We start from the raw sequence: 22,810 nt of genomic DNA, 5'->3' as shown, positions 1-22,810 counted from the left end.
TGTACCGGTCGCATCTCAGGCTGCCCACCAGACCGTTGAATCGGCCGGCAGGACGGTGTCGTCGGAGCCCGGCGTCACCTCGGCGCTCGCGAGGAGCAGCGTGCCGGGAGTGGGCACGGTGGCGGGGGCCGAGGTGAGGTTCACCGTGCAGACGAACGTGGCCCCGGCACGGGTGCGGCGGAAGGCGAGCACGCCCTCGGGGGCGTCCAGCCACTCGATGCCGCGGCCCGCGCCGAGCGCCTGGTGCTCGTGGCGCACGGCGAGCGCGGTGCGGTAGAACTCCAGCGTCGAGGCCGGGTCGCCGGTCTGGGCGGCCACCGACAGGTCCTTCCAGGAGGCCGGCTGCGGCAGCCAGCTCGGGCCGCCCTCGGCCGGGCCGAAGCCGAACGGCGGGTGCTCACCGGACCAGGGGAGCGGCACCCGGCAGCCGTCGCGCGTGCCGTCCTGCCCGGTGGAGCGGAAGAACGCCGGGTCCTGGCGCACCTCGTCCGGCAGGTCGGTGACCTCGGGCAGGCCCAGCTCCTCGCCCTGGTAGATGTACGCGGAGCCGGGCAGCGCCAGCATCAGCAGCGTGGCAGCGCGGGCCCGGCGCAGTCCGCGGGCCTCGTCGCCGTCGGCGAAGCGGGTGGAGTGGCGTACGACGTCGTGGTTGGAGAGCACCCAGGTGGCGGGGGCGTCCACGGCGTTCATCGCGGCCAGCGAGCGGTCGATGACGGCGCGCAGGGCGGTGGCGTCCCAATCGGTCGTCAGATACTCGAAGTTGAACGCCTGGTGCAGCTCGTCGGGGCGCAGGTACAGGGCGCTGCGCTCGACGGTCGGGGTCCACGCCTCGGCGACGGCGATGCGCTCGGTGCCGTCCTCGCGCGTGTACTCCGCGAGGATGCGCCGCCAGTCGCGGTAGATCTCGTGCACGCCGTCCTGGTCGAAGTACGGCACGGCCTGGCTGCCGAGGAGTCTGACCTGCTCCTCGTGGCCGATGTCGGGCAGGCCTGCCGCCTTGACCAGGCCGTGCGCGACGTCGATGCGGAAGCCGTCGATGCCGAGGTCGAGCCAGAAGCGCAGGACGGAGCGGAACTCGTCCTTGACGGCGGGGTGGTCCCAGTTGAAGTCGGGCTGCTCGGGCGCGAAGAGGTGGAGGTACCAGGAGCCGTCCTCGACGCGGGTCCAGGCGGGCCCGCCGAAGATGGACTCCCAGTCGTTGGGCGGCAGTTCGCCGTCGGTGCCCTTGCCGGGGCGGAAGTGGAAGCGGTCGCGCAGCGGCGATCCGGGGCCCTCGCGCAGCGCCTGCTTGAACCACTCGTGCTGGTCGGAGCAGTGGTTGGGCACGATGTCGACGATGACGCGCAGGCCCAGCGAGTGCGCTTCGCGTACGAGGTCGTCGGCGTCCGTGAGGGTGCCGAACATCGGGTCGACGGCGCGGTAGTCCGCCACGTCGTAGCCGGCGTCGGCCTGCGGCGAGGCGTAGAAGGGGGAGAGCCAGACGGCGTCCACGCCCAGGTCGCGCAGGTGCGGCAGGCGGGCGGTGATGCCGGGCAGGTCGCCCATGCCGTCGCCGTTCCCGTCGGCGAAGCTGCGCGGGTAGACCTGGTAGATGACCGCGTCGCGCCACCACTCCCGGCTCGGCACGGAGTCGGTGAAGGCGGGTGCGGCGGTGACGTGCTGGGTCATGAAGTCCCTTAGGAGTGCGGGAAGTTGCCGGTGAGGGGTCGGGTCAGGACTTGGTGCCGCCGGCCGTCAGGCCCGACACCAGGTTGCGCTGGACCAGAAGGAAGACGAGCGTCGCCGGAATCAGGATGATCACCGAGGCGGCAGTCATCATGGCCCAGTCTGCCCGGGATTCGGTGGCGAAGGTACGGATTCCGACGGCGAGGGTGTAATGGTCCGCGCCCATGAACTGGGAGGCGTAGGCGACCTCACCCCACGCGGTGAGGAAGCTGTAGAACGCCGTCACGGCGAGGCCCGGCTTGGCGAGCGGCACGATGAGCCGCCAGAAGGTGCCGAAGGGGGTCAGGCCGTCGACGCGTCCCGCCTCGTCGATCTCGTGCGGGATGGTGTCGAAGTAGCCCTTCATCATCCAGGCGCAGAAGGGGACCGCGGTCGTCGCGTACGTGAGGATGAGCCCCAGGTAGTTGTCGATCAGGTCGAAGCGGGCCAGGAGTTCGTAGAGCGGCACGATGAGGACGGCCATCGGGAACATCTGGGTGACCAGGAAGCTCCACATCAGCTGCCGGTGGCCGGGGAACCGCATCCGGGAGACCGCGTAGCCCGCGGTCGCCGCGAGGAACACGCCGAGCAGCGTGGTGCCGCCCGCGACGATCACCGAGGCGCCGAACCAGTGCGGGAAGTCGGTGTCGGTGAGCACCTTGGCGTAGTTGTCCAGGCTGAGGTTGCCGAGCACCTCGCCGGGGCTCTGCCAGGCCGTCTTCGGGCCCAGCGAGATGAAGAGGATCCACACGACGGGGAACGCGGCGACCAGGCTCGCCACGATCAGCGTGCCGTGCAGCGCGAGCGAGGCGAGCGGCGAGCGCTCCTCGCGGCCCCGGACCTTCTTCGCGCGCGGACGCGCCGGGGTGTCGGCGAGGGCCCCGGTGGAGGCCGGGGAGCGGGTGGTTGCTGAGGTCATGGTGACGGGCCCCCTCAGGCCTGCTCGGTCTTGAGCTGGCGGCGGCGGTAGAAGGTCGAGAAGGCGAGGAGGAGGGCGAGGATCACGATTCCGTAGGTGGCTGCGCCGGAGTAGTCGGACACTCCGGTGAACGCCTTGCGGAAGGCGAAGGTCACGAGGATGTCCGCCTCGCCGGTGGTGTTCTGGCCGAGCAGCAGATAGATCACCGCGAACATGTTGAACGTCCAGATGCAGCCGAGCAGCACCACGGTGTTGGTCACCGGTCGCAGGCCCGGCAGGGTGACGTTCACGAAGCGCTGCCAGGGGGAGGCGCCGTCCATCTCCGAGGCCTCGTACAGCTCCTTGGGGATGGACTGGAGTCCGCCGAGGAGTGCCACCATGTTGAAGGGGACACCGATCCAGACGTTCACCATGATCACGGCGACCTTCTGGGCGAACGGCGTCGCCAGCCAGTTCTGGGCGGGCAGGCCGACGGCCGTGATCATCTCGTTGAAGACGCCGTACTGCGAGTTGAGCATCAGACGCCAGGCGAAGACGCCGACGAAGGCGGGGACCGCCCACGGCAGGATCAGCAGGGCGCGGTAGAGCAGCTTGCCCCGCATCTCGCGGTTGAGCAGGAGCGCGAGGCCCATGCCGATGGCGATGTGCAGGGCGACGCAGGAGATCGTCCATACGATCGTCCAGATCAGGCGCGGATAGAAGTCGCCGTCCGCGCCCGAGAGGATCGACCAGTAGTTGTCGAGCCCGACCATCTTGTACGTCGCCGGGGCGTGGAAGGCCCCGATGTCCCGCGCCACGTTCGCCTCGTTGGCGTTGGTGAGCGAGAGGTAGAAGCCGTAGCCCAGCGGATACAGGACCAGTACGGCCAGGACGATGACGACCGGAGCCACCATCGCCCAGGCGTACCAGTACTTCTGCCAGGAGTGGCGAAGCGCGGTGATCAACTGTGCCTGCCTCAGCCGCTGATGGTGTAACCGGGGAGCAGCTTCTTGAAGTCCTCGGCGGCCGCGTCGAGGCCGGACTTCACGGAGACGTCACCCTGGAGGATCTTGGTGTACTGCTGCACCAGCGGCGTGAAGAGGCTGCCGACCTGGGGGAGCGCCACACGCGGCCGCGCGGTCTTCATGATCGGGTGGAAGCCCTTGATGCGGGCGTCCTTGGTGACCTCGGGGGTGTACGCGGACTCGCGGGTCGGCAGCGTCGCGGTCTCGGCGGCGATCTTCTGCTGGCTCTTCGAGGAGGTCATGAACTGGGTGAAGAGGTAGGCGGCGTCCAGGTTCTTCGAGCCCTGGTAGACGGTGAGGTCGTGGCCGCCGGTGGGGGACTGCGGCTTTCCGGTGGAGCCGGCCGGGACCGGGGCGAAGCCGAGGTTGTCCTCGTCGCCCTTGAAGGCCTTGCCGGAGAGGTCGTCGGTGACGGACCAGGGGCCCTGGATGAGCATGGCGACCTCGCCGTTCTTGAACGAGGTCTGCATGTTGTCGTAGGCGTTGGCGAAGTCGACCTTGGCGGACGCCTCGTCGTAGACCTTCTTCGCCTTGGTGACGGCCTTGACGGCCTCCGGCGAGTTGATCGTGATCTTCTTCGTCTTCGTGTCGGCGAGGTCGGTGCCCTCGCCGTAGAGGAAGGGGAGCAGGAAGTAGGAGTCGGGGTTGAGATAGGTGCCCTCGACGCCGGTCTTCTTCTTGATGGTCTTCGACGTCGCGATGAACTCGTCCCAGGTGGTGGGCGCCTTCTCGACGCCGGCCTTCTTGAAGAGCTTCTTGTTGTAGAGGATCGCGAGGGTGTCGGTGACCGACGGGACGCCGTACGTCTTGCCCTGGTACTTGGTGGTGTCCAGCGGGCCCTCGGTGAAGTCGTCCGTACCGCCCTTGAGGGCGAGGGTGCCGTCCAGCGGGGCGATGTAGTGCAGCGAGGCGTACTCGGGGATCAGGCCGACGTCGGCGCGCATCACGTCGGGGGCGCCCTTGCCGGTCTTCGCGGCAGACTTGAACTTCTGCTCGATGGACGCGAACTCGATGTTCTCGTAGTCGACGTCGATCTTCGGGTACTTCTTCTCGAAGTCGGCGATCAGCTTCTTGTAGACCGGCGCCTCGGTCGTGGCGTCCGAGGTGTCCCAGTAGGTGAGGGAGCCGGAGATGTCCTTGGCGTCCTTGGCCTTGCCGGTCGAGCCTTGGTCGTCGCCGCTGCCGCAGGCGGAGGCGGTGAGCGCAAGGGCGCAGACCGCGGCGGCGATCGATATGCCACGTCGCATAGTGAACTCCTGAGGGATGGACCCGCTGTGCCGTCCGTCCCATCGACGGCTGCCGGGCTGGCAGGAAGTTAACAGCCTTGCAAGGTTTTGCGGAAGGCTTTGCAGGGCTCTTTCTGGCTTCTTTTATGAGCAGGGCAGGGTGGAGGCGGGATTCCTGGGGCTCCTTGGCCGGTGATTCTTGCAATCTCTTGCTGCAAGACGGTCCCGGCGGTACGTTCCCCGGTCATGGCCCAGCAGCTCAGGCACCGCACCGTGGCGGTCACCGGCATCGTCCTCGCGCTCGTCGCGGCCCTCTGCACCGCGATACCGGCCGGGGCGGCCCCGCCCCCCGACCCCGGCCCGCCCGACCTCAGGAAGTCGACCGCCCAGTGGATCGACCGCGCCACCGTCGCCGTCAAGGACGACAGCGGGACCGCGGCCACCACCAAGCTCGTCGCCGACCACGACGGACAGCTCGCCGTGGAGGACGGCGAAGTCACCGGCACCGGACGCGAGTCCACCCTGCGCGAGATCCCCGGCGGCCTCACCGCCGCCCAGCGCGCCAAGTTCCCGCACCTCGCCGCGTACGCGGCCTACGAAGTGGCTCCCCGCGACCGCGCACACACCCCCGACGACCTCACCGGCCAGGTGATCCTCACCCAGCAGTCGTCCGACGGCACCCTGCTCGCCGCCACCGGCGTCCAGACCCAGGGCGTCCTCGACGACCTGTACGCCTCCCGCGCCACGAAGGCGCGGCTCGGCCCGGTCTTCCGCGAGGGCCGGGTCACACTCTCCGTGTGGGCCCCCACCGCTCACTCCGTCGCCCTCGAACTCGGCGGCGAGCGCGTGCCGATGCGGCGCGACGGCGCCAGCGGCGTCTGGTCCGCGACCGGGCCGAAGCAGTGGACGGGCCAGCCCTACCGGTACGTCGTCAAGGTCTGGTCCCCGAGCGCCCGCGCGGTCGTCACCAACAAGGTCACCGACCCCTACTCGCTCGCCCTGACCGCCGACTCCACCCGCAGCGTCGCCGTCGACCTCGGCGCCAAGTCCCTCACCCCCAGGGGCTGGACGGCCCTGAAGAAGCCGAAGGCCGTGCCGCTGCGCAACGCGCAGATCCAGGAGCTCCACATCCGGGACTTCTCCGCCACCGACCGGACGGCGAAGGCCCGCCACCGCGGCACCTACCTCGCCTTCACCGACACCCGCAGCAAGGGCTCACGGCACCTGAAGAAGCTGGCGAAGGCCGGTACGTCGTACGTCCATCTCCTGCCCGCCTTCGACATCGCGACCATCCCCGAGCGGAAGGCCGACCAGAAGAGGCCCGACTGCGACCTCGCCTCCTTCGCCGCCGACTCCGAGAAGCAGCAGGAGTGCGTGGCCGCCGTCGCCGCCGACGACGCGTACAACTGGGGCTACGACCCCTTCCACTACACCGTGCCCGAAGGCTCGTACGCCACCGACCCCCAAGGGACCCGCCGCACCCGCGAGTTCCGCGAGATGGTCAAGGCCCTCAACGGCGACGGGCTGCGCGTCGTCATGGACGTCGTCTACAACCACACCGCCGCGAGCGGCCAGGACCCCAAGTCCGTACTCGACAGGATCGTGCCCGGCTACTACCACCGGCTGCTCGACGACGGCACCGTCGCGACCTCCACCTGCTGCGCGGGCACCGCGACCGAGAACGCCATGATGGGCAAGCTCGTCGTCGACTCCCTGGTCACCTGGGCCCGGCAGTACAAGGTCGACGGCTTCCGCTTCGACCTGATGGGCCACCACCCCAAGGCCAACATCCTGGCCGCCCGCAAGGCCCTGGACGCCCTCACCCCCGAGAGGGACGGCGTCGACGGCAAGCGGATCATCCTCTACGGCGAGGGCTGGAACTTCGGCGAGGCCGCCGACGACGCCCGCTTCGTCCAGGCCACCCAGAAGAACATGGCCGGCACCGGCATCGCCACCTTCTCCGACCGTGCCCGCGACGCGGTGCGCGGCGGCGGCCCCTTCGACGAGGACCCCGGCGTCCAGGGCTTCGCCAGCGGCCTCTACACCGACCCCAACGCCTCCCGCGCCAACGGCACCCCCGCCGAGCAGAAGGCCCGGCTCCTGCACTACCAGGACCTGATCAAGGTCGGCCTCACCGGCAACCTCGCCGACTACACCTTCACCGACTCCACGGGCCGCGAGGCCAAGGGCTCCGACGTCGACTACAACGGCGCGCCCGCCGGCTACGCGGCCGCCCCCGGCGACGCCCTCGCCTACGCCGACGCGCACGACAACGAAACCCTCTTCGACGCCCTCGCCTTCAAACTGCCCAGGACGACCACTCCGGCCGCCCGCTCGCGCATGCAGGTCCTCGCGATGGCGACCGCCGCGCTCTCCCAGGGCCCCGCCCTCTCCCAGGCGGGCACCGACCGGCTGCGCTCCAAGTCGCTGGACCGCAACTCCTACGACAGCGGCGACTGGTTCAACGCCCTGCACTGGGACTGCCGCGACGGCAACGGCTTCGGCCGCGGGCTGCCCCCGGCCGCCGACAACAAGTCCAAGTGGCCCTACGCGAAGCCCCTGCTGACGTCGATCCGCGTGGGCTGCCCGGACATCGAGGCGGCCTCGGCCGCCTACCGGGACCTGCTGAAGATCCGTACGACCGAACCGGCCTTCGGGCAGCGCACCGCCGCCGACGTGCAGCGGACGCTCTCCTTCCCCCTGTCGGGCCGCACCGAGACGCCCGGCGTCATCACCCTGCGCGCCGGAGACCTCGTCGTCGTCTTCAACGCCACCCCCGAGGCGCGGAGACAACAGGTGCCGGCCGCCGCCGGGAAGACGTACGCACTGCACCCCGTCCAGGCAAAGGGCGCAGACAGTATCGTGAAAGCCGCTTCGTATGAAGCGGGTTCGGGGATCTTCACCGTTCCTGGTCGGACCGTCGCGGTCTTCTCCCGGAGCGGGCGCTAGGGCGCTAACTTGGTGGGGCAGGCACGAGGCGGGCCTGCCCTACCGACACCCCCTCCGAACAGCCCCAAAGGGGCCAGCTTGAGCACCAACGGCAAGGCAGGCACCACGGTCCTGGTGGTCGACGACGTCGCCGCCAGTCGGTACGCGCTGGGCGCCGTCCTGCGCCGGGACGGCCACCGCGTCATCCTCGTCGCCAGTGCCGGCGAGGCCCTCAGCGAGCTCGAAGCGCGCCACCGCGCGGGCGCGCTGCCCGACGTGGCGCTCGTCGACGTCGGCCTGCCCGACATGAGCGGCTTCGAACTCTGCCGCCTCCTCAAGGAATCGTCGTGGGCCGCCGCCCTGCCCGTAGTGCACTTCTCGGCGGCCCGCGTCGCCCTCGCCGACCGGTGCCGCGGCCTCGACGCGGGCGGCGAGGCCTATCTGACGGTGCCCGCCGAACCGGAGGAGATCCAGGCCGTCGTCCGCGCCGTCGCCCGCGGCGCCCGCCACCGCAGCGACGCCGAGGCAGAGGCCGGCCATCTGACGCGGCTCGCCGAGACCATCCTGGACGTGCAGTCCGCCCGCTGCCCGCGCGAACTGGCCGACGCCGCCGCCGCGGGCACCGACCGCCTCACCCGGAGCCCCGCCGCCGCGTTCATCCTCGGCGACGACGGCGCCATGCACCGCGGCCTGTCCCGGCGCAGGGCCCCCGCCTCGCTGCCCGACGACGGCGCGCACGAAGCGGTGGCCCGCCTCGTGCTTCGCGTCATGTCGGGCCACGTCGGCGTGCGCAGCATCCTCGCGCCCGCCCCGCTGTGGCCGTCCGGGTTCTTCCGGGCCGAAGAGCCCGGCGGCACCGGACCGGCCGACGGCGCCCGGCTCGCCCTGGCCCGCAGCCGCGAGGGCTGCGCACCGGTCTGCCTCGCCACACCCTCGTACGCCCGAGGGTCCATCCCCGACACCGGGCGTCTCGTGGGGCGGCTCGCCCACGCCACCGCGCTCGCCGCGGAGCGACTGCTCATGTACGAGATGGAACGCCACATCGCCCTCACCCTCCAGCGCAGCTTCCTGCCCGCGCACGTGCCGCAGGTGCCCGGCACGGAAGTCGTCGTGCGCTACGAACCCGCCTCCCGCGACACGGAGATCGGCGGCGACTTCTACGCCGCGCTGCCCACCTCGGCGGGCGTCCTCACCGCCATCGGCGACGTCGTCGGCCACTCCCTGGACGCCGCCACCGTGATGGTCGAGATCCGGCACGCCCTGCGCGCCTACTGCGTCGACGAACCCGACCCCCGGGCGCTCGCCCACCGCCTCGACAAGATGCTCCAGCGCTACCACCCCGACGTGACGGCCACCCTCTGCCTCGCGCTCGTCGACCCCCTCACCGGACGCACCCGCGTCGCCAACGCCGGGCACATCCCGCCCCTCGTCGTCGACGACAACGGCGCCGCCGACTACCTCAAGGCGTGCGGCCCGCTGCTCGGCCTCGGCCTGGACAGACCCACGCCCACCGAGACACTCCTGCGCCCCAACGACCGGCTCCTCATGGTCACCGACGGCCTCATCGAGACCCGCGGCACCGACCTCGCGGCCTCCATGGAACACCTGCGCACCGTCGCGGCCGACGCACCGCTCGGCGTCGACGCCCTCTGCGACACACTGCTCGCCTGCTTCGGCCACGACAGGGACGACGACATCGCACTCCTCGCCCTGCGCCTGACCGGCGAGCGTTAGTGCTCGTCCCGCCTAGCGGGCGCCGGTGAGCCGCTTCTCCAGAAGCGTCACGCCGTACGTACTCCCGTCGGCGGCGGCCTTCCCCGCCAGCTCCCCGACGACCGTGTACCCGGCCCCCTCGTAGTACGTGCGCAGCCGCGGATTGGCCGACACACAGTCCAGACGGCACAGTTCACGCCCCGCCTCGCACCATCAGCCGGTGCACATAGCCCGCTTCCGGCGCCCGCACGCCCCAGGCGGCCACGTCGTCCCACCACACCTCGTACGCCCCGACGACCTCGTTCGTCCTTGTCACCCGGCTTCCACTGGACGAAAGTGGGCGTGCCGGGCTCGTCCGCACTGCGGATGGTCAGTTGCGCCGTCATGGCGATCACCGTAAAGGTGGGCATGACATCGGACCTATGAGGGGTGGCCCATGCCGCAGATCACCGTCGACTACTCCGAGCAGCTCGCCGAGGACTTCGACCGCAGGGGGTTCGCGCTCGCCCTGCACCCGCTGCTCGTCGACGTCGCCGGCGCCAAGGCGGACGCCTGCAAGACCCGTTTCGTGCGGACCGAGGACAGCGTGGTGGGCGGCGGGACCGGCCACGACGGCATCGTGCACGTCATGATCGGGCTGCTGCCCGGCCGTTCGGCACAGACCAAGGCGCGGGTCACCGAGGGCACGCTGGACCTCGTGCGGCAGTACGTGAAGCAGCCCGCCGGCGGACTCGTCCTGCACGCCTCGGCCGAGATCCGCGACCTGGACGAGTCCTACCGCAAGTCGTCGGACGCCTGAGGGGCCAGCGCGACAAGGCGGACGATCAGCTCGGCGAACGGACCGTCGGCGGGCTCCTTGGCGAGGATGGAGCGCAGCAGCGCCGCCATCTCCTCGTCGTAGGCGGCGCTCACCGCGGTCAGCGCCGCGAAGTCGTGCACCAGCTGCAGTTCCAGCTCCGCGCGCGGAACGCGCCGCCCGTCCAGCCAGAGCAGCGCCGTGGACTCCGCCAGCGAGATCCAGGACCGCACCACGAGTTCGAGCCGGGCGGGCGGCTCGGTGACGCCCAGGTGCGCGAGGATCTGGTCGTACGCCGCCTGCCGCACCGAGTCGATCAGCGCGTTGGTCGTCGACGCCGCCCCCACCGGGCAGGCGCCGCCCGCGGAGACCGCGGGACCGCCCCGCATCAGCGCGGAGAAGCCGGGCCCGTGCTCGTCGACGAAGGACAGGAAGCGGCCCATCACCTTCAGCAGCCGCGTCCCGAGCGGGCCCTCGCGCGGCTCCACGAACCGCTCGGCCAGATCCTCGGCCGCCCGCCGCAACGCCGCCTCGTACAGGCTGAGTTTGCCGGGGAAGTAGTGGTAGACCAGTGGACGCGAGATGCCCGCGGCCGCTGCTATCTCGTCGATCGAGACGTCGTCGGGCGAGCGGTGGCTGAACAGGTCGAGCGCGACCCCGATCAACTGCTGCCGCCGCTCCTCGACACCCATCCTGCGGCGCACCCCGGTTGTCATGCGAACACCTTACCGAGCGGAACCGGCCTTCCGCGGGCCGGTCCGCCGGGGCCGTTCACATGTCGAGAACGAGCCGCTCACCGTGCGCCCGCGAGACGCAGATGAGCATGGAACCGGCCCGCTCGTCGTCCGTCAGCAACTCGTCGCGGTGGTCGATCTCGCCTTCCAGGACGCGCTGTTGGCACGTTCCGCAGAATCCCTGCTCGCAGGAGTACGCCGTGTTCGGCAGCTCGGCGCGGACCGCGGCGAGCACCGTACTGTCCCCCGCGACCGCCACCGTGCGTCCACTGCGCCGCAGTTCGACCTCGAAGGAGGTATCGCCCCCGGCGGAGGCGCGCGGCGAGAACCGCTCCAGGTGCAGCGAGCACCCCTCGGGCAGCGCGGCACCGACCGCGTCCAGCAGCGCTTCCGGCCCGCATACGTGGACGGCGGCGCCCTCCGGTGTCCCGTCCAGGAAGGCGGCCACGTCCGGCAGCCCGTCCTCGTCCTCGGCGACGACGGTGACCCGCCCCTCGCGCGCCCCACCGAGCTTCCCGACCTCTTCGAGGAACGGCATGGACTCACGCGTACGCCCCCCGTACAGCAGCCGCCACGGCGCACCCGAGGCGTCGACGGCCCGCAGCATCGGCAGGACCGGCGTGATGCCGATGCCCCCGGCCACGAAGACGTACGACGGGGCGTCGGCGAGCGGGAAGCGGTTGCGCGGCCCTCGCACCTCCACCTCGACGCCCTCCCGCAGCCGCTCGTGCACCTCGCGCGAGCCGCCCCTGCCGCCCTGCTCGGCGCCGATCAGCCGGGTCGCGACGGTGTACGAGGAGGAGTCCTCCGGGTCGCCGCAGAGCGAGTACTGGCGTACGAGCCCCGAGGGGAGCACCAGATCGAGATGGGCGCCAGGCCTCCACGGAGGCAAGTTCGCGCCCGCCAAGCACACTTGGACCACGCCGTCGGCCACGCGCTCGTGCCGCGTCACGCGCAGCCGCAGCGCCCGGGAACGCGGCTGCCCGGACACCGGCTCCTCCAGGGCGGGCAGCGGCCACAGCGGGGAGGCGGCGATGCGGCGGCGCATGGCACGCCGGGCGAGCAGGGCGCCGCCCGCGACGAGGGCGAGGGTGCGGACGCGGGGCATGTCAGACGCCCCCGTTCGACTGCTGGGCGCCGGCCTTCTCGGCGGCGGCGACGGCGGCCGGCGAGGAGGCGAGATAGGCGACGGCCTGTGCCGTGCTGCCCTCCTGCGAAGGGTGGTAAGTGCGGCTCAGGTAGCGGGGGATGGAGCGGATCATGTCGCCCGTGGAGGGCAGCGTGCCCGCGCGACCGCTGCGGTGGAAGTCCCTGAAGCTCGCCTTGCCGTCGACGAGCGTCGGGTCGTTCTCCATGAAGAACCGCGCCCCGCGCTGCCAGAGGAAGACCAGGGCGGTGAAGGCGGTCGCCCAGGTCCGCGCGCGGCGCCGGTAGCCGCCGTCGACGTGCATGAAGAGGTCGAAGGCCACGGACCGGTGCTCGACCTCCTCGGCGCCGTGCCAGCGCAGCAGGTCCAGCATGGTCGGGTCGGCGCCCCTGCGGTCCAGCTCCTCGGCGTTGAGGACCCAGTCGCCGAGGAAGGCGGTGTAGTGCTCGATGGCCGCGATCATCGCGACGCGCTCCATCAGCCACCAGTGCCGGGGCCTGCCCGGCGGCAGCGTGCGGTCCCCGAGCAGCTTCTCGAAGAGCCAGTCGACCTGGGCGGTGTACGGCGTCGGGTCGAGCCCCTGCTCCTTGAGGTGCGGCAGGACCTCGTCGTGGGCCTGCGAGTGCATCGCCTCCTGGCCGATGAACCCGATGACGTCCTCGCGCAGCCGCTCGTCACGTATGTGCGGCAGGACCTGCTTGTAGACGTGTACGAACCACCGCTCACCGGCGGGCAGCAGCAGATGCAGCACGTTGATGGTGTGCGTGGTGAACGGGTCGTTCGGGAGCCAGTGGAGCGGGGTGTTCTCCCAGGAGAAGGAGACGTTGCGTGCCTTGAGCGCCGTGTGCTCGGACGCGACGGGCTCGGGCACCCGGCTCTGCGTATGAGACATGGCGTCAATGTACTGATGAGTAGGTGGGGTGGTACAGGGGGGGGCGACGAAAATCGGGTCGGCCCGAGAACCCCCTGCCGCAGTGGCCGGGGACCCCCCTACCGCAGCGTTGTCACCTTCGTGCCGTCCGCAAGGGTGCCGGTCAGGCGGGCGCGGGCGGTGCGCTCCGTCCTGAGCGCGAGGACGTTGCCCTGGACCCGGTGGCCGCCGGACGTGGTCAGGGACGTGACGTCCTTGCTGCCCGCGCCGAGGAGGTACCAGTTCCCGGCCCGGGACTTCCACAGGACGCCCGCGAGGACCCGGGGGTCGCGGGCGCCGCACGCGGGGGAGTCCTCGGCCTTGGCGGCCACCGCGCCCGCGGGGCCGCCCGCCGTCTGGAACTGGGCGAGGGTCCTGCTGCCGCCGCCCCGCCAGGTCTCGGCGCGCGTGCAGACCCACTGGGCGACGCCGTTGACCTCGGGCAGGGCCTGACGGGCGTAGGCCCAGGAGTTCACGGACCGCACGCCGTGCGAGCGCGCCGACGCCAGGGAGCAGGCGGACTTGGCCCAGTCGGCGGGCGCGGCCTCACGCGGCGCCTCGGGGCGGCCCGCGGTCAGCCGGGCGGGGGTCAGCTCACCGAGGTCGGTCGACATCCGCACGGCGCCGGAGTTGTCGCTCAGCCGCAGCGCGTTCCACGACGTGCACCGGCCGGACTGCGCGGGACCGGCGAAGGGGTCGGTGACGCCTTCCTTGTCGCGGCGCAGGGGGAGGGCCTCACCGGCGGGCTTGACCAGGTCGTGGACCGCGGCGGCGCGGACCCAGGGGGCCGTCAAGTAGCGGATGTTGCCGTCCGCGCGGTTGACGACGACGGCGTTCGCCTCGGGGCCGGTCGCGCCGTCCACGCGCGCGAGGTCCAGCGCGGCGCCGCTCGTGCCCTCCTTCGGCTCGGCGTAGCGCACGACGCGCAGACCGTCGTGGAGCAGCACCACGCGCGCGTCGTCGATGTCCCCCGCGAAGAGGAGCTGGGCGGGCCCGGGGGGCGCCCCGGCGGCGGTGCCCGGGGTGGCGGAGACCTGGACGGACTCGCCGGGCCGCGCCCAGACGGCGAGGGCGCGGCGCAGCAGCTCCTTGTCCCCGGTCAGGTTGCCGCGCGCGGGCCAGACGGAGAAGTCGGTACGGGCGGAACGTTTCCACGCCCCGGCGCCGATCACCGTCAACTGCTCCGGGTCGAGGGCGGCCTGCCCGGCCGGGTTCTGTGCGTACGGGGGAGCGGCGGCGCCGTCGGGCCCCCAGCCGCCGCCCGGCAGCCCGAGGAGCGCCCCGCACACCAGCGTGGCGACGGCCGCGACGCCCGCGGCCTTCATGTGCTGCCTGCGCCGCATCAGGTCGGGCGGTCTGGCCTGAAGGGAGCAGGGGTCGAACTCGGAGGAGGCGAGCAGGGCGTAGCGGGCCTCGACGTCGTCCGCCTCGTCGAGGGCGGCGTCCGGGTCACCACAGCCGGCGCCCGCCAGCACCGTGCGCACCCCGGAGTCGTCGAGCGCCTCCAGGCCGCGCAGCACATACGCGGCGCGGGCGGCGCCGGAGAGCTGGGCCAGCCGCTGGTCCAGGGCGAGTTCGTCGGCACCGCCGGAACGCGGAAAGAGCCGCAGCCCCCTGACCTGCGGCAGCAGCGGCGGCAGCTGCGCCCGCCTGGGCCAGGCCCGCCACGTCAGGGGGAGCCCGGCGTCGAGCGCGCCGCGCAGGACCTGGAGACGTACGTACGCGTATCCGGGCCCCCGCTGGTGTCCGCCGCCCCCGCCGCCCTGCTGCGCGGGGACGACGGCCGCCGCACCCGACGTGCGGCGGCGCGGCAGGGCGCGCTGGGTGAGCGAGTGGGCGGTCAGGACGCGGCGGTTGCGGCCGAGGCTGGGTGGCAGCACGAGGTAGGCGAGCCGGACGAGCCGCGGGTAGTGCTCGACGAGGGCGGCCTCGGCCTGCTCCACGTCGACGACGGGGGCGGGGCCGGTGACGCTCGGGGACTGCGACTGCGGGGACTGCACATTCGACGACACGTTCAGCAAAACGAGCGAATCGTCGGTTGGTCACCTCATGACTGCCCGACCCCTGCCCCGCCGCTCCGCGGCGGATGTCTCCCACCCACCCGTTCACCCCGCGCTGCGAGGTGCGTGTGGGAACACATGGGGCGGGGACGTTCGCACTGTTGAGGTGGGCGTGGGATCGCACGGCGGCGGGGGTGGGCAGCCCCGCGCTGCGAGGGCAGATGCGGGAACGCAGGGCCGGGCTCCCGGCGCCGTTGAGGTGGGCGTGGGAGTTGAGAAGTCGCGACGGCCCGCAGTCGCGAGCGCTCCCGAGGGGACGTGGGGGTATGTGCGAGCGGAGCACAGTGGAGCAGCTAGCCCAGCAGCAAATCAACGCCCACACCAAGATGGCGAGCACGCACATACCCCCGCGGCCCCGCCCCACAGACGGAGAGGAGGCGCAGACGGCACCGCCCAAGGCGCCCCGCCAGTGCAAGGCGCCCCCGCCAGCGACCGTTACCCCACGAGCCACCCACTGAACGACACCGTCCCCCGAGCCCCGTCACCCCCATGAGTGGCGCTCATGAACATCCCCACGTCCTGCACAGCCGCAGCCCCCGGCGGCACGCCAACCGTCGCCACGTCCCGCCAAGTACCACCCCCGTCCGTGGAAAAGGCCCCCGTAAACACACCCCCAACCCGCGTAAGCCGCAACAGCACCGGCGCCTTGACCCCCGTAACCCGCTTGTACGTGTCCAACGTGCCGTCACCGTTCGTGTCGTACGACAGCACGACCCCGTTCCCCGGAGTGACAGCGAGGTTCACGATGCCAGGAGAGCCTGCCGTGGCCATCGAGTCACGGGCGATGATCCCCGCCCGAGCCCACGGCCCCGTCGCCGCCTGCGCGTCGACCCGGACCGTCACCGAGACCCCGTCGCGCAACGCCCCGGCACGGTAGAGCGTGCCGAACTCGGTGGTGCCCTTCCACAGATCGGCCCCGCCCCCGTCGATCGCGTACCGCCCCTCCAACTCACCGAAGACGGCGCCGTTGTTGGAGTACGTCTTCCAGCCGCCGCCCACCGGCCCCGCCTCGAACAGCGTCCCTTCGTGGACGTGCCGCACCCGCCGCTCGCCGGCCGGCCCGTACCGCACGGCGATCTCGTACGGCAGCGGACGCAGCGGCCGGTCCAGCGGGGTGTCCGGCGCACTGGCCCGCCACGTCACCTGCCCCGTGCCCCCGGGCCCGACCCTCGGCAGGGACACCGGTCCCGTCGGCTCCGCCTCGATGCCGGTCAACGCGAAGTCGACGCGGCCCGTGGCACGCAGCCCGTTGACGTTGCGGAAGACGGCCGTCACGCGCGCGTGGCCGCCCGGCGGGAAGGCGGGCGGTTCCGCGGTGACCTCCACGGAACCCTGGTAGGGCGCCCGCGCGAGGACGCCCCGCACCCGCGAGGCGGTGCGGTACGGGTCGCCGACCGGCCGCAGCGGATAGTCCTCGCGCGACCGCGTCCATGGCTCCTCCACCGCGTACCAGTCGACCGGCTTCGGCTCGCGCCCCGCCGCCAGCGCGTCCGCGAGCTCGTCGAGCCACCGCTGCCAGCGGGGCACGTAGAAGTCGCTCATCAGCCCGTGCCACTCGCGGTTGCCGTACTCGTGGAGCCTGCCGCCGTCGGCGGTGGCACGGTCGCCCCAGACGGTGATCAGCACCTTGGCGGTCCGCTCGAACTCGGCGCGCTCGGCCTCGGTCGTCCCCATGCGCCGGGCGGCCTCGACCCAGGGCCCGAGCAGGAACGCGGGGTCGGTCCCGGTGACGTCGTCCGAGAGCCGCATCAGCCGCAGCCACAGCGTGGAAAGGGCCCGGAAGGTGTCCTGGTCCTTGCGCCGGTAGGCGGCCCGCAGCTGCGGCAGGAGCTGCCGGCTGCGGTGTGCGAGGGCCTGGCGGGCCACGTCCACCAGGTCGTACCGGTAGGCGGCGCTGCCCCGCAGCCCGCCCGCCACCCCCAGCAGCCCGGCGAGCGCGGCGTCGAAGCGGGCCGGGTCGTAGGTCAGGGCGCGCGGCGCGTACTCGGCGGCGCGGCTGGCCGCGAGGTCGGGGCGGGCGGCGAACAGGGAGTCGTGGGGGTCGCTGCGCTCCACGGCGGTGTGCCGGTAGGCGGTGTCGTGCAGCGCCCGCCAGGCGGCCCGCGCGTCGCGGTCGCGCCCGCCGTACCGGAAGTCGGCGTACGAGGAGAACCACGAAGCCCGGTCCACCGGACCCTCGGCCCAGGCCAGCTCGGAGAACAGCTCGAAGGCGGCCGGGTCGCGGTCCGTGGCCTCCGGCATGAAGGCCGTACCCACCAGCGCGCTGTTCGGCTTGTCCCGCCAGGCGAAGAACTTCTCGTTCCAGAGGTGCGTACGGGCGCCGATCGTCGTGCGCCCGCCGAAGTTGGGGATGGTGCCGAAGGCGTACGGCGTGCCGCCCCAGTCCCTCTCCCGGTCGGTGACGCTCGTGTACCGGTCCGAGACGCCGTCGACGATCAGCATCCGCTTCTTGTCGACGGCGTCGAGCAGCGCGGGCAGCGGATTGGCCTCCCAGCCGAGGATCACCCACGTCGCGCCGGGCCGCGCCGTCCGCAGGGCGGCTTCCACGCCCCGGGCGGCGGCGGGCACGGGCACGTCACCGGCGGTGCCGCCCTCGTGCAGCAGGTCCATCTTGAACAGGTCGGCGGGGCCGAGGAGCCGCTCCTGGTGCCGGTAGAAGGACGCGGCGACCTTCGCGAAGGCCGAGGTGCGCGGATCGAGCCAGTCGGGCCGCTCGAAGCCGTGCCAGACGCCCTGCGGTACGACCCGCGCGTCACCGCCGTTGCGCTCGACGAACCCGTCGGGCACGTGCCCGTAGTAGCCGGGCAGCACGGGCGCGATGCCGAGCGCGCGCAGCCGGTCGGTGATCCTGCGCCCCAACGTGGCGCGGTCCGCGATGAGTTGGGCGGTGAGCGGACCCCCGTACCCGGAGAGGTTCTGCAGCAGCCACCACGGCTGGTGCGAGGGCGCGGGCAGCCACGCCCTGGCCTCGGCGTCGGAGTAGCCGAACTCCTGGAGGACCCGGTGGTAGACGGCCTCGGCGCCCGCCACCACGAGGACTTCGTTGTAGCCGTGCAGGGCGAGTACGTCGATCATCCGCTCCCAGTACGTCCAGTCGGCGTACGGCGCGGTGTACCCGTCGTTGGTGTCGTTCAGGGCGAACCGGTGGGGGAGGCTGGTGGACCGCTCCAGCGGTCTGACCGGTGCGGGCAGTCTGCGCGGCAGGTCCAGTTGGTCGCCGTTCCAGGTGATGTGGGCGCCGCACACGTACTTCAGGTACCAGTGGACGCCGGTGAGGAGCACCGCGGGTGTCGTGCCGGACACCTCGATCCGCCCGGTGGCCCCGGTGACCCGGAAGCGGTCCTCGCGGCCCCGCGCGGGCAGGAATCTGAGCCGGATCTGGTCCGCGTGACGCGGCAGAAGTCTGTTGAGCGCCGAGCGCGCGGAATCCGTATCGAAGGCGGGGGCCTTCTCGGACCCCTCGGCGGCGCGGGCCGGCAGCGGCACTCCGCCGATGGCGGCGCCGAGGCCGAGGGCACCGGCGGTGCCGAGCACGGTACGACGGGACGGTTCGGACATGTGTACCCCCTGAGGTGAAGGCTGCGGCGCACGGTATCCGCGCGGCCGACTCCCCTCAAAGGTGCATACGAGACAGGCGGGTTCGGCTCGCCGGAAGAGGCTGGTGGGACGATGAAGGCAGCACGGATCGTGCTTTCGGGCAGGGGCGTGGGCCTTCTGCTCGCGATGGTGGGATGCGGCTCGGTGATCGTGGGATGCGGCTCGGGGGGTGACGACACACCGAGCACGGCGAGCGGCAGCCTGGAGCAGCTGGCGGCCAGGGCGAGATGCAGGGCCGACATCCAGACGGACGCGGCCGACCTGCGCCAGGCCACCTGTGAGAACGGTGCCCGGCGCTACATCCTCGTAACCTTTACAAACGCGCGTGGCCAGGCCGAATGGCTCGACGAGGCGGACGACTACGGCGGCACGTACCTCGTCGGCGGCAGCTGGGTCGCGGTCGGCGGCCCCGCCGACATCTCGGCGCTGCGTGAGCGGCTCGGCGGGACCGTGGTGGACGCCGCGGGGAGGCACGGCGGGGGCCACCACGGCCGCCACGGGGGGTGAACGGGCGGGCGGGTCAGGTGCAGCGCTGCCCGGAGTTGACGCAGCTCGCCACGCGCCGCATCAGCCGCTCGTCGAATACGTTGATGAAGTCACCGTGGTCGGTGACGGGTTTGTGCAGCTGCTCGGGGAACGAGTCGACGGCGAAGCCGGGCCCCGGCGGTACGTCGTACACCACGCGCTGCACCAGCTGCGGGATGGCCCGGAAGCCCCGGGGGCAGGCGCCGGTCCGCTGATCGGCGAAGGCGACATGGGTGCGGTGGTTGGCGCTGTCGGTGTTGCGCCCGTCCCAGCAGCTCTGGAAGTTGAACGTCCGGACGACCTTGCTGCCCTCGGGGCAGATCGGGTACTTGTCCTTGAGCTGGCGGTTCTCGAACCCGGTGCAGCTCCAGGAGGCGTTGGCATTGGCGTCGCCGTTCGTGAACGCCTTGGCGTCACCGGTGATGACGCGCAGGAAGCGCGGCATCGCGACGACCTTGCTCGTCGGATTCCCGGCGAATTTCAGGGTGACGGAGGCCGGTGTCTGGATCTCGCCGACGTTCTGGTCCTTGCCGCCGCCGTCCGCCTGCGCGTCGTTCTCGTCCTTTCCGTTCTGGAGGCGCAGCACGGGCCAGTAATACGTCGACTTGTCGCCCTGATTGCGGCAACTCGTCTCGCCGTTGGCGAGATCGTCATCGCCGGAGAACGCGTCCGTCGCCTGATTTCCCACGTAGTCGTGCATATGGTGAGCGCCATTGCTCACACCGGGCGCGACGATGACATTGTCGGGATTGAACTTTCCGTTCTCGTTCCGCCCGCATTTCGTGGTGAAGGTCCCGCGGGAGGCGCCGCGCTGATTGCGGGGGCGGTTGACGTTGGGCCGTACGGACTCGATCTCGACGAAGTCACCGGCTTCGGGCCCATTACCGCTCTGCCCCCCGCTCTGCCCTTCACCCTGCTCCTCGCCCTGTCCCTCGCCCTGTGCCTGGTCGTCGGCCCGCAACGTACAGGGCGCCATGCCGTCGATTCCCTCCGGCCTCCCACCGGCCCGGTCCATGGCGTCCGCGATCTCGTCGAGCGTGCCGCGCCGCCGCTCCTCCAGCGGGCCGAGCACGGACTCCTTCTCCTCGGCCTTGGTGAACTCCGCGTAGGCCCGGGTGATCTGGCTGTCCAGATCGGCGAGCCGGCGGTCCACCGTGCCGCGCGCCGGTTCGGGCACCTCGGGCAGCTGATTGGCCACGTCCGGGCAGCTGATGGTCGACGCCCGCTGCCCGGCGCTCTGTGGAGGAGGCTGATCCGGGCCTTCTTCGGCGTTCGCGTAGACATTCACCGCGACGAGACCGCCGCCGCCCATGAGCAGGGCCGCCGACGCGGCGATCATCCGTCCGGCCAGCTTTGATCGTTTTCGTGATGTGCGTCCCATGGGGTTACATACGCATCAACCGCCCGGCGTGTTCAGCGCCCTTGGTCGAGATACGCCAATACCGCGAGCACGCGCCGATTGTCGTCGTCGGAGACCGGAAGATCGAGTTTCCCGAAGATGTTCGACGTGTGCTTGGCGATCGCCCGCTCCGTGACCACGAGTTGGGACGCGATCGCCGCGTTCGACCTGCCCTGCGCCATGAGTTCGAGCACCTCGCGCTCGCGCGGGGTGAGCGCGCCGAGCGGCTGGTCGCTGGAGCGCCGCGAGAGGAGCTGCTGGATCACCTGCGGGTCCATGGCGGTGCCGCCCGCCGCGACCCTGCGTACGGCGTCGATGAACTGCGCGGCGTCGAAGACCCGGTCCTTGAGGAGATACCCGACGCCGCCGGTGCCGTCGGCCAGCAGCTCACGCGCGTACAACTGCTCCACATGCTGCGAGAGGACGAGCACGGGCAGCCCCGGCCTGGCGCGGCGGGCCGCCAGCGCGCACTGGAGGCCCTCGTCGGTGTGGGACGGCGGCAGCCGGACGTCGACGACGGCGACGTCCGGCCGCAGCTCCGCGAGGGCCTCGGTCAGTTCCGGCCCGCTCTCCACGGCCGCCGCGATCTCGAAGTCGAATGCCTCCAGCATCCGCACCAGGCCGTCGCGCAGCAGGAAGAGGTCTTCGGCTAGGACAACGCGCAAGGGATCTCCATGGTCACCATGGTCGGGCCGCCCGCGGGACTGCTGACGGCCAGTACGCCGTCGAATGTACCGAGTCGGCGTTCGATTCCGCTCAGCCCGGACCCCGCGCCGACGGCCGCGCCGCCCTTGCCGTTGTCGGTGACGGCGATGCGCAGCATGCCGTCGCCGTGGTGCATGTCCACCCAGAGACGGTCGGCGCCCGAGTGCTTGATCGCGTTGGTCAGCGACTCGCTCACCGCGAAGTACGCCGCCGATTCGACCGGGGCCTCGGCCCGGCCCGGCAGCTCCACGTCGACCTCGGTGGAGATCGGCAGGCGCAGCGCGAGGGCCTTCACCGCGTCCCCGAGGCCCCGCTCGGCCAGGACCGGCGGATGGATGCCGCGGACCAGGTCGCGCAGCTCCGTCAGCGCCTCGCCGGAGTTCTGCCGGGCCTTGGCGAGCAGCTGCTTGGCCTTGGCCGGGTCCGACTCGACGAGCGCCTCGATGGTGCCGAGGTCCATGCCCATGGCCACCAGGCGGGCCTGCGCGCCGTCGTGCAGATCGCGCTCGATGCGGCGCAGCTCGGCGGCGGAGTTGTCCACGGCGTCGTGCCGCGTCTCGGTCAACCGATCGACCCGGTGGGCCAGTTCGCGCTCCCGCATGGCCGAAGTGGGCGCGAGAAACGTCCGGGCGAGCAGGAAGTGGGCGCGTATGAGCGAGGTGTTGACGAGAACGCCCAGCGCGAAGAAGCCCACGCCGAGCGCGGCCGCCTGGTTGGCGGTGGACTGCGAGGTGACGTGGATGAAGGCGTACCACTCGCCGCCGCCCGCGTTGTGAATCGGCTCCCATACGCCGAACGCGAGCACCCAGCCGTACAGCATGTAGAGCGGCAGTGCCGGGGCGAAGATCACGACGACGAAGCCCGCCGTCATGTTCACCAGGAGCCACTGGAGGTCGCGCCAGGTCGCCGGGTCCTTCAGCATCAGCGAGCAGCGCTCCACCTGCCCGGCGACACCCGACCGCCCACCGGCCGGAAGAGCGCGGTACGGAGACGGGATCTGCACGCCGGACCACTCACCGGCCCGTATGCGCTGCGCGTCGGCGTACTTGCGTACGCCCATCAGGACGGCCGGCGTGGTGAAGACGCCGATCCCGAGCAGGATGAACGCGATCGACAGGAACGCGAACACGAAGAGGACGATCGAGCCCACCAACGAGACGATCGCCAGATAGAGGCCCCGGGCCCCCGCGATCAGTGCGTCCTTCAGCCTCGTCATGGTCATTCATCCCTCTCGTCGAGCACCGGTGGGGCACGGGCGGCCCGCCGCGTTCTGTGCGTACGGCACCGTCACAGTCTCGCGGGCGGCGCGGGCCCAGGTCATTGGGTCCTCCACCCGAGCGGGGGGTGTACCTGACGACACCCCCTGGCCTCGCCCTGTGCTTCACGCGGAGGGGTGCCCGACGGCTGGGGCGCCACGTCCTGGATTTCTAGCGTGGGTCACGT

The 22,810-nt window shown here is 71.6% G+C and carries 16 protein-coding genes and 1 pseudogene; 4 read left to right on the top strand and 13 right to left on the bottom strand.

Features of this window, described 5'->3' with window-relative positions; translation table 11 throughout:
* Positions 1 to 15 precede the first annotated feature (15 nt).
* From ACWDVB_RS11695 to ACWDVB_RS11680, 4 genes are all read right to left on the bottom strand, one after another.
* Complete coding sequence (locus ACWDVB_RS11695; protein ID WP_451514483.1) at positions 16 to 1,668, bottom strand: glycoside hydrolase family 13 protein; 1,653 nt, start codon at positions 1,666 to 1,668, stop codon at positions 16 to 18.
* 43 nt (positions 1,669 to 1,711) lie between these two features.
* Positions 1,712 to 2,623 carry a sugar ABC transporter permease gene (locus ACWDVB_RS11690; RefSeq protein WP_451514482.1) on the bottom strand — a complete coding sequence of 304 codons (912 nt, stop codon included), beginning with the start codon at positions 2,621 to 2,623 and terminating at the stop codon, positions 1,712 to 1,714.
* A 14-nt stretch (positions 2,624 to 2,637) separates the two neighbouring features.
* Positions 2,638 to 3,516 carry a carbohydrate ABC transporter permease gene (locus tag ACWDVB_RS11685; protein WP_451514615.1) on the bottom strand — a complete coding sequence of 293 codons (879 nt, stop codon included), beginning with the start codon at positions 3,514 to 3,516 and terminating at the stop codon, positions 2,638 to 2,640.
* A gap of 62 nt (positions 3,517 to 3,578) precedes the next feature.
* The gene (locus tag ACWDVB_RS11680) at positions 3,579 to 4,874 is read right to left on the bottom strand and encodes an extracellular solute-binding protein (RefSeq protein ID WP_451514481.1); all 1,296 of its coding nucleotides are present in this window, start codon (positions 4,872 to 4,874) and stop codon (positions 3,579 to 3,581) included.
* Between the two features lie 225 nt (positions 4,875 to 5,099).
* On the opposite strand from ACWDVB_RS11680, the gene pulA reads away from it, so the two are divergent.
* Together pulA and ACWDVB_RS11670 are read left to right on the top strand one after the other, a co-directional pair.
* Positions 5,100 to 7,802, top strand: coding sequence for a pullulanase-type alpha-1,6-glucosidase (pulA, locus tag ACWDVB_RS11675; RefSeq protein ID WP_451514480.1), 2,703 nt, complete (start codon positions 5,100 to 5,102; stop codon positions 7,800 to 7,802).
* 78 nt (positions 7,803 to 7,880) lie between these two features.
* The gene (locus tag ACWDVB_RS11670; protein ID WP_451514479.1) at positions 7,881 to 9,515 is read left to right on the top strand and encodes a SpoIIE family protein phosphatase; all 1,635 of its coding nucleotides are present in this window, start codon (positions 7,881 to 7,883) and stop codon (positions 9,513 to 9,515) included.
* Positions 9,516 to 9,527: 12 nt separating this feature from the next.
* Here the strand turns inward: ACWDVB_RS11670 and ACWDVB_RS11665 are convergent.
* Positions 9,528 to 9,792 (bottom strand): annotated as a pseudogene (locus tag ACWDVB_RS11665) (GNAT family N-acetyltransferase); the annotation flags it as partial.
* Between the two features lie 138 nt (positions 9,793 to 9,930).
* Here ACWDVB_RS11665 and ACWDVB_RS11660 point away from each other — a divergent pair.
* Complete coding sequence (locus ACWDVB_RS11660; RefSeq protein ID WP_451514478.1) at positions 9,931 to 10,293, top strand: 5-carboxymethyl-2-hydroxymuconate Delta-isomerase; 363 nt, start codon at positions 9,931 to 9,933, stop codon at positions 10,291 to 10,293.
* On the opposite strand, the gene ACWDVB_RS11655 is transcribed toward ACWDVB_RS11660, so the two are convergent.
* From ACWDVB_RS11655 to ACWDVB_RS11635, 5 genes are all read right to left on the bottom strand, one after another.
* Positions 10,269 to 11,006, bottom strand: coding sequence for a TetR/AcrR family transcriptional regulator (locus ACWDVB_RS11655; RefSeq protein ID WP_451514477.1), 738 nt, complete (start codon positions 11,004 to 11,006; stop codon positions 10,269 to 10,271). The two genes, ACWDVB_RS11660 and ACWDVB_RS11655, sit on opposite strands and share 25 nt — an antisense overlap.
* 55 nt (positions 11,007 to 11,061) lie before the next feature.
* Positions 11,062 to 12,132 carry a PDR/VanB family oxidoreductase gene (locus ACWDVB_RS11650; protein ID WP_451514476.1) on the bottom strand — a complete coding sequence of 357 codons (1,071 nt, stop codon included), beginning with the start codon at positions 12,130 to 12,132 and terminating at the stop codon, positions 11,062 to 11,064.
* A gap of 1 nt (position 12,133) precedes the next feature.
* Positions 12,134 to 13,063: a metal-dependent hydrolase gene (locus ACWDVB_RS11645; RefSeq protein ID WP_451514475.1), complete on the bottom strand. Its 930-nt coding sequence runs from the start codon at positions 13,061 to 13,063 to the stop codon at positions 12,134 to 12,136.
* A 98-nt stretch (positions 13,064 to 13,161) separates the two neighbouring features.
* Positions 13,162 to 15,102: a hypothetical protein gene (locus ACWDVB_RS11640; RefSeq protein ID WP_451514474.1), complete on the bottom strand. Its 1,941-nt coding sequence runs from the start codon at positions 15,100 to 15,102 to the stop codon at positions 13,162 to 13,164.
* A 474-nt stretch (positions 15,103 to 15,576) separates the two neighbouring features.
* Positions 15,577 to 18,699: an alpha-N-acetylglucosaminidase gene (locus tag ACWDVB_RS11635; protein ID WP_451514473.1), complete on the bottom strand. Its 3,123-nt coding sequence runs from the start codon at positions 18,697 to 18,699 to the stop codon at positions 15,577 to 15,579.
* Positions 18,700 to 18,810: 111 nt separating this feature from the next.
* Between ACWDVB_RS11635 and ACWDVB_RS11630 the strand changes: the two genes are divergently transcribed.
* Positions 18,811 to 19,245, top strand: a complete 435-nt coding sequence (locus ACWDVB_RS11630; protein ID WP_451514472.1) for a hypothetical protein — start codon at positions 18,811 to 18,813, stop codon at positions 19,243 to 19,245.
* A 13-nt stretch (positions 19,246 to 19,258) separates the two neighbouring features.
* Here the strand turns inward: ACWDVB_RS11630 and ACWDVB_RS11625 are convergent, their stop codons facing one another.
* From ACWDVB_RS11625 to ACWDVB_RS11615, 3 genes are read right to left on the bottom strand one after another with little or no spacing between them, the layout of a single operon-like run.
* On the bottom strand, positions 19,259 to 20,644 hold the full coding sequence (locus tag ACWDVB_RS11625) for a DUF1996 domain-containing protein (RefSeq protein WP_451514471.1): 1,386 nt from the start codon (positions 20,642 to 20,644) through the stop codon (positions 19,259 to 19,261).
* A 32-nt stretch (positions 20,645 to 20,676) separates the two neighbouring features.
* Positions 20,677 to 21,327, bottom strand: coding sequence for a LuxR C-terminal-related transcriptional regulator (locus ACWDVB_RS11620; RefSeq protein WP_451514470.1), 651 nt, complete (start codon positions 21,325 to 21,327; stop codon positions 20,677 to 20,679).
* A complete protein-coding gene (locus tag ACWDVB_RS11615) occupies positions 21,312 to 22,583 on the bottom strand; it encodes a sensor histidine kinase (RefSeq protein WP_451514469.1) in 1,272 nt (423 codons plus the stop codon). Before ACWDVB_RS11615 ends, ACWDVB_RS11620 begins: the two co-directional genes overlap by 16 nt.
* Positions 22,584 to 22,810 lie beyond the last annotated feature (227 nt).

It is taken from the genome of Streptomyces sp. NPDC003379, assembly GCF_053589195.1.
This window is presented reverse-complemented; position numbering and strand designations above follow the sequence as displayed.

Coding starts and splice junctions, on each gene's coding strand:
- ACWDVB_RS11680 (WP_451514481.1), bottom strand. CDS start 4,874: ATGCGACGTGGCATATCGATCGCCGCCGCGGTCTGCGCCCTTGCGCTC.
- ACWDVB_RS11695 (WP_451514483.1), bottom strand. CDS start 1,668: ATGACCCAGCACGTCACCGCCGCACCCGCCTTCACCGACTCCGTGCCG.
- ACWDVB_RS11625 (WP_451514471.1), bottom strand. CDS start 20,644: ATGGGACGCACATCACGAAAACGATCAAAGCTGGCCGGACGGATGATC.
- ACWDVB_RS11630 (WP_451514472.1), top strand. CDS start 18,811: ATGAAGGCAGCACGGATCGTGCTTTCGGGCAGGGGCGTGGGCCTTCTG.
- ACWDVB_RS11690 (WP_451514482.1), bottom strand. CDS start 2,623: ATGACCTCAGCAACCACCCGCTCCCCGGCCTCCACCGGGGCCCTCGCC.
- ACWDVB_RS11660 (WP_451514478.1), top strand. CDS start 9,931: ATGCCGCAGATCACCGTCGACTACTCCGAGCAGCTCGCCGAGGACTTC.
- ACWDVB_RS11635 (WP_451514473.1), bottom strand. CDS start 18,699: ATGTCCGAACCGTCCCGTCGTACCGTGCTCGGCACCGCCGGTGCCCTC.
- ACWDVB_RS11645 (WP_451514475.1), bottom strand. CDS start 13,063: ATGTCTCATACGCAGAGCCGGGTGCCCGAGCCCGTCGCGTCCGAGCAC.
- ACWDVB_RS11685 (WP_451514615.1), bottom strand. CDS start 3,516: ATGGTGGCTCCGGTCGTCATCGTCCTGGCCGTACTGGTCCTGTATCCG.
- ACWDVB_RS11615 (WP_451514469.1), bottom strand. CDS start 22,583: ATGACGAGGCTGAAGGACGCACTGATCGCGGGGGCCCGGGGCCTCTAT.
- ACWDVB_RS11650 (WP_451514476.1), bottom strand. CDS start 12,132: ATGCCCCGCGTCCGCACCCTCGCCCTCGTCGCGGGCGGCGCCCTGCTC.
- ACWDVB_RS11655 (WP_451514477.1), bottom strand. CDS start 11,006: ATGACAACCGGGGTGCGCCGCAGGATGGGTGTCGAGGAGCGGCGGCAG.
- pulA (WP_451514480.1), top strand. CDS start 5,100: ATGGCCCAGCAGCTCAGGCACCGCACCGTGGCGGTCACCGGCATCGTC.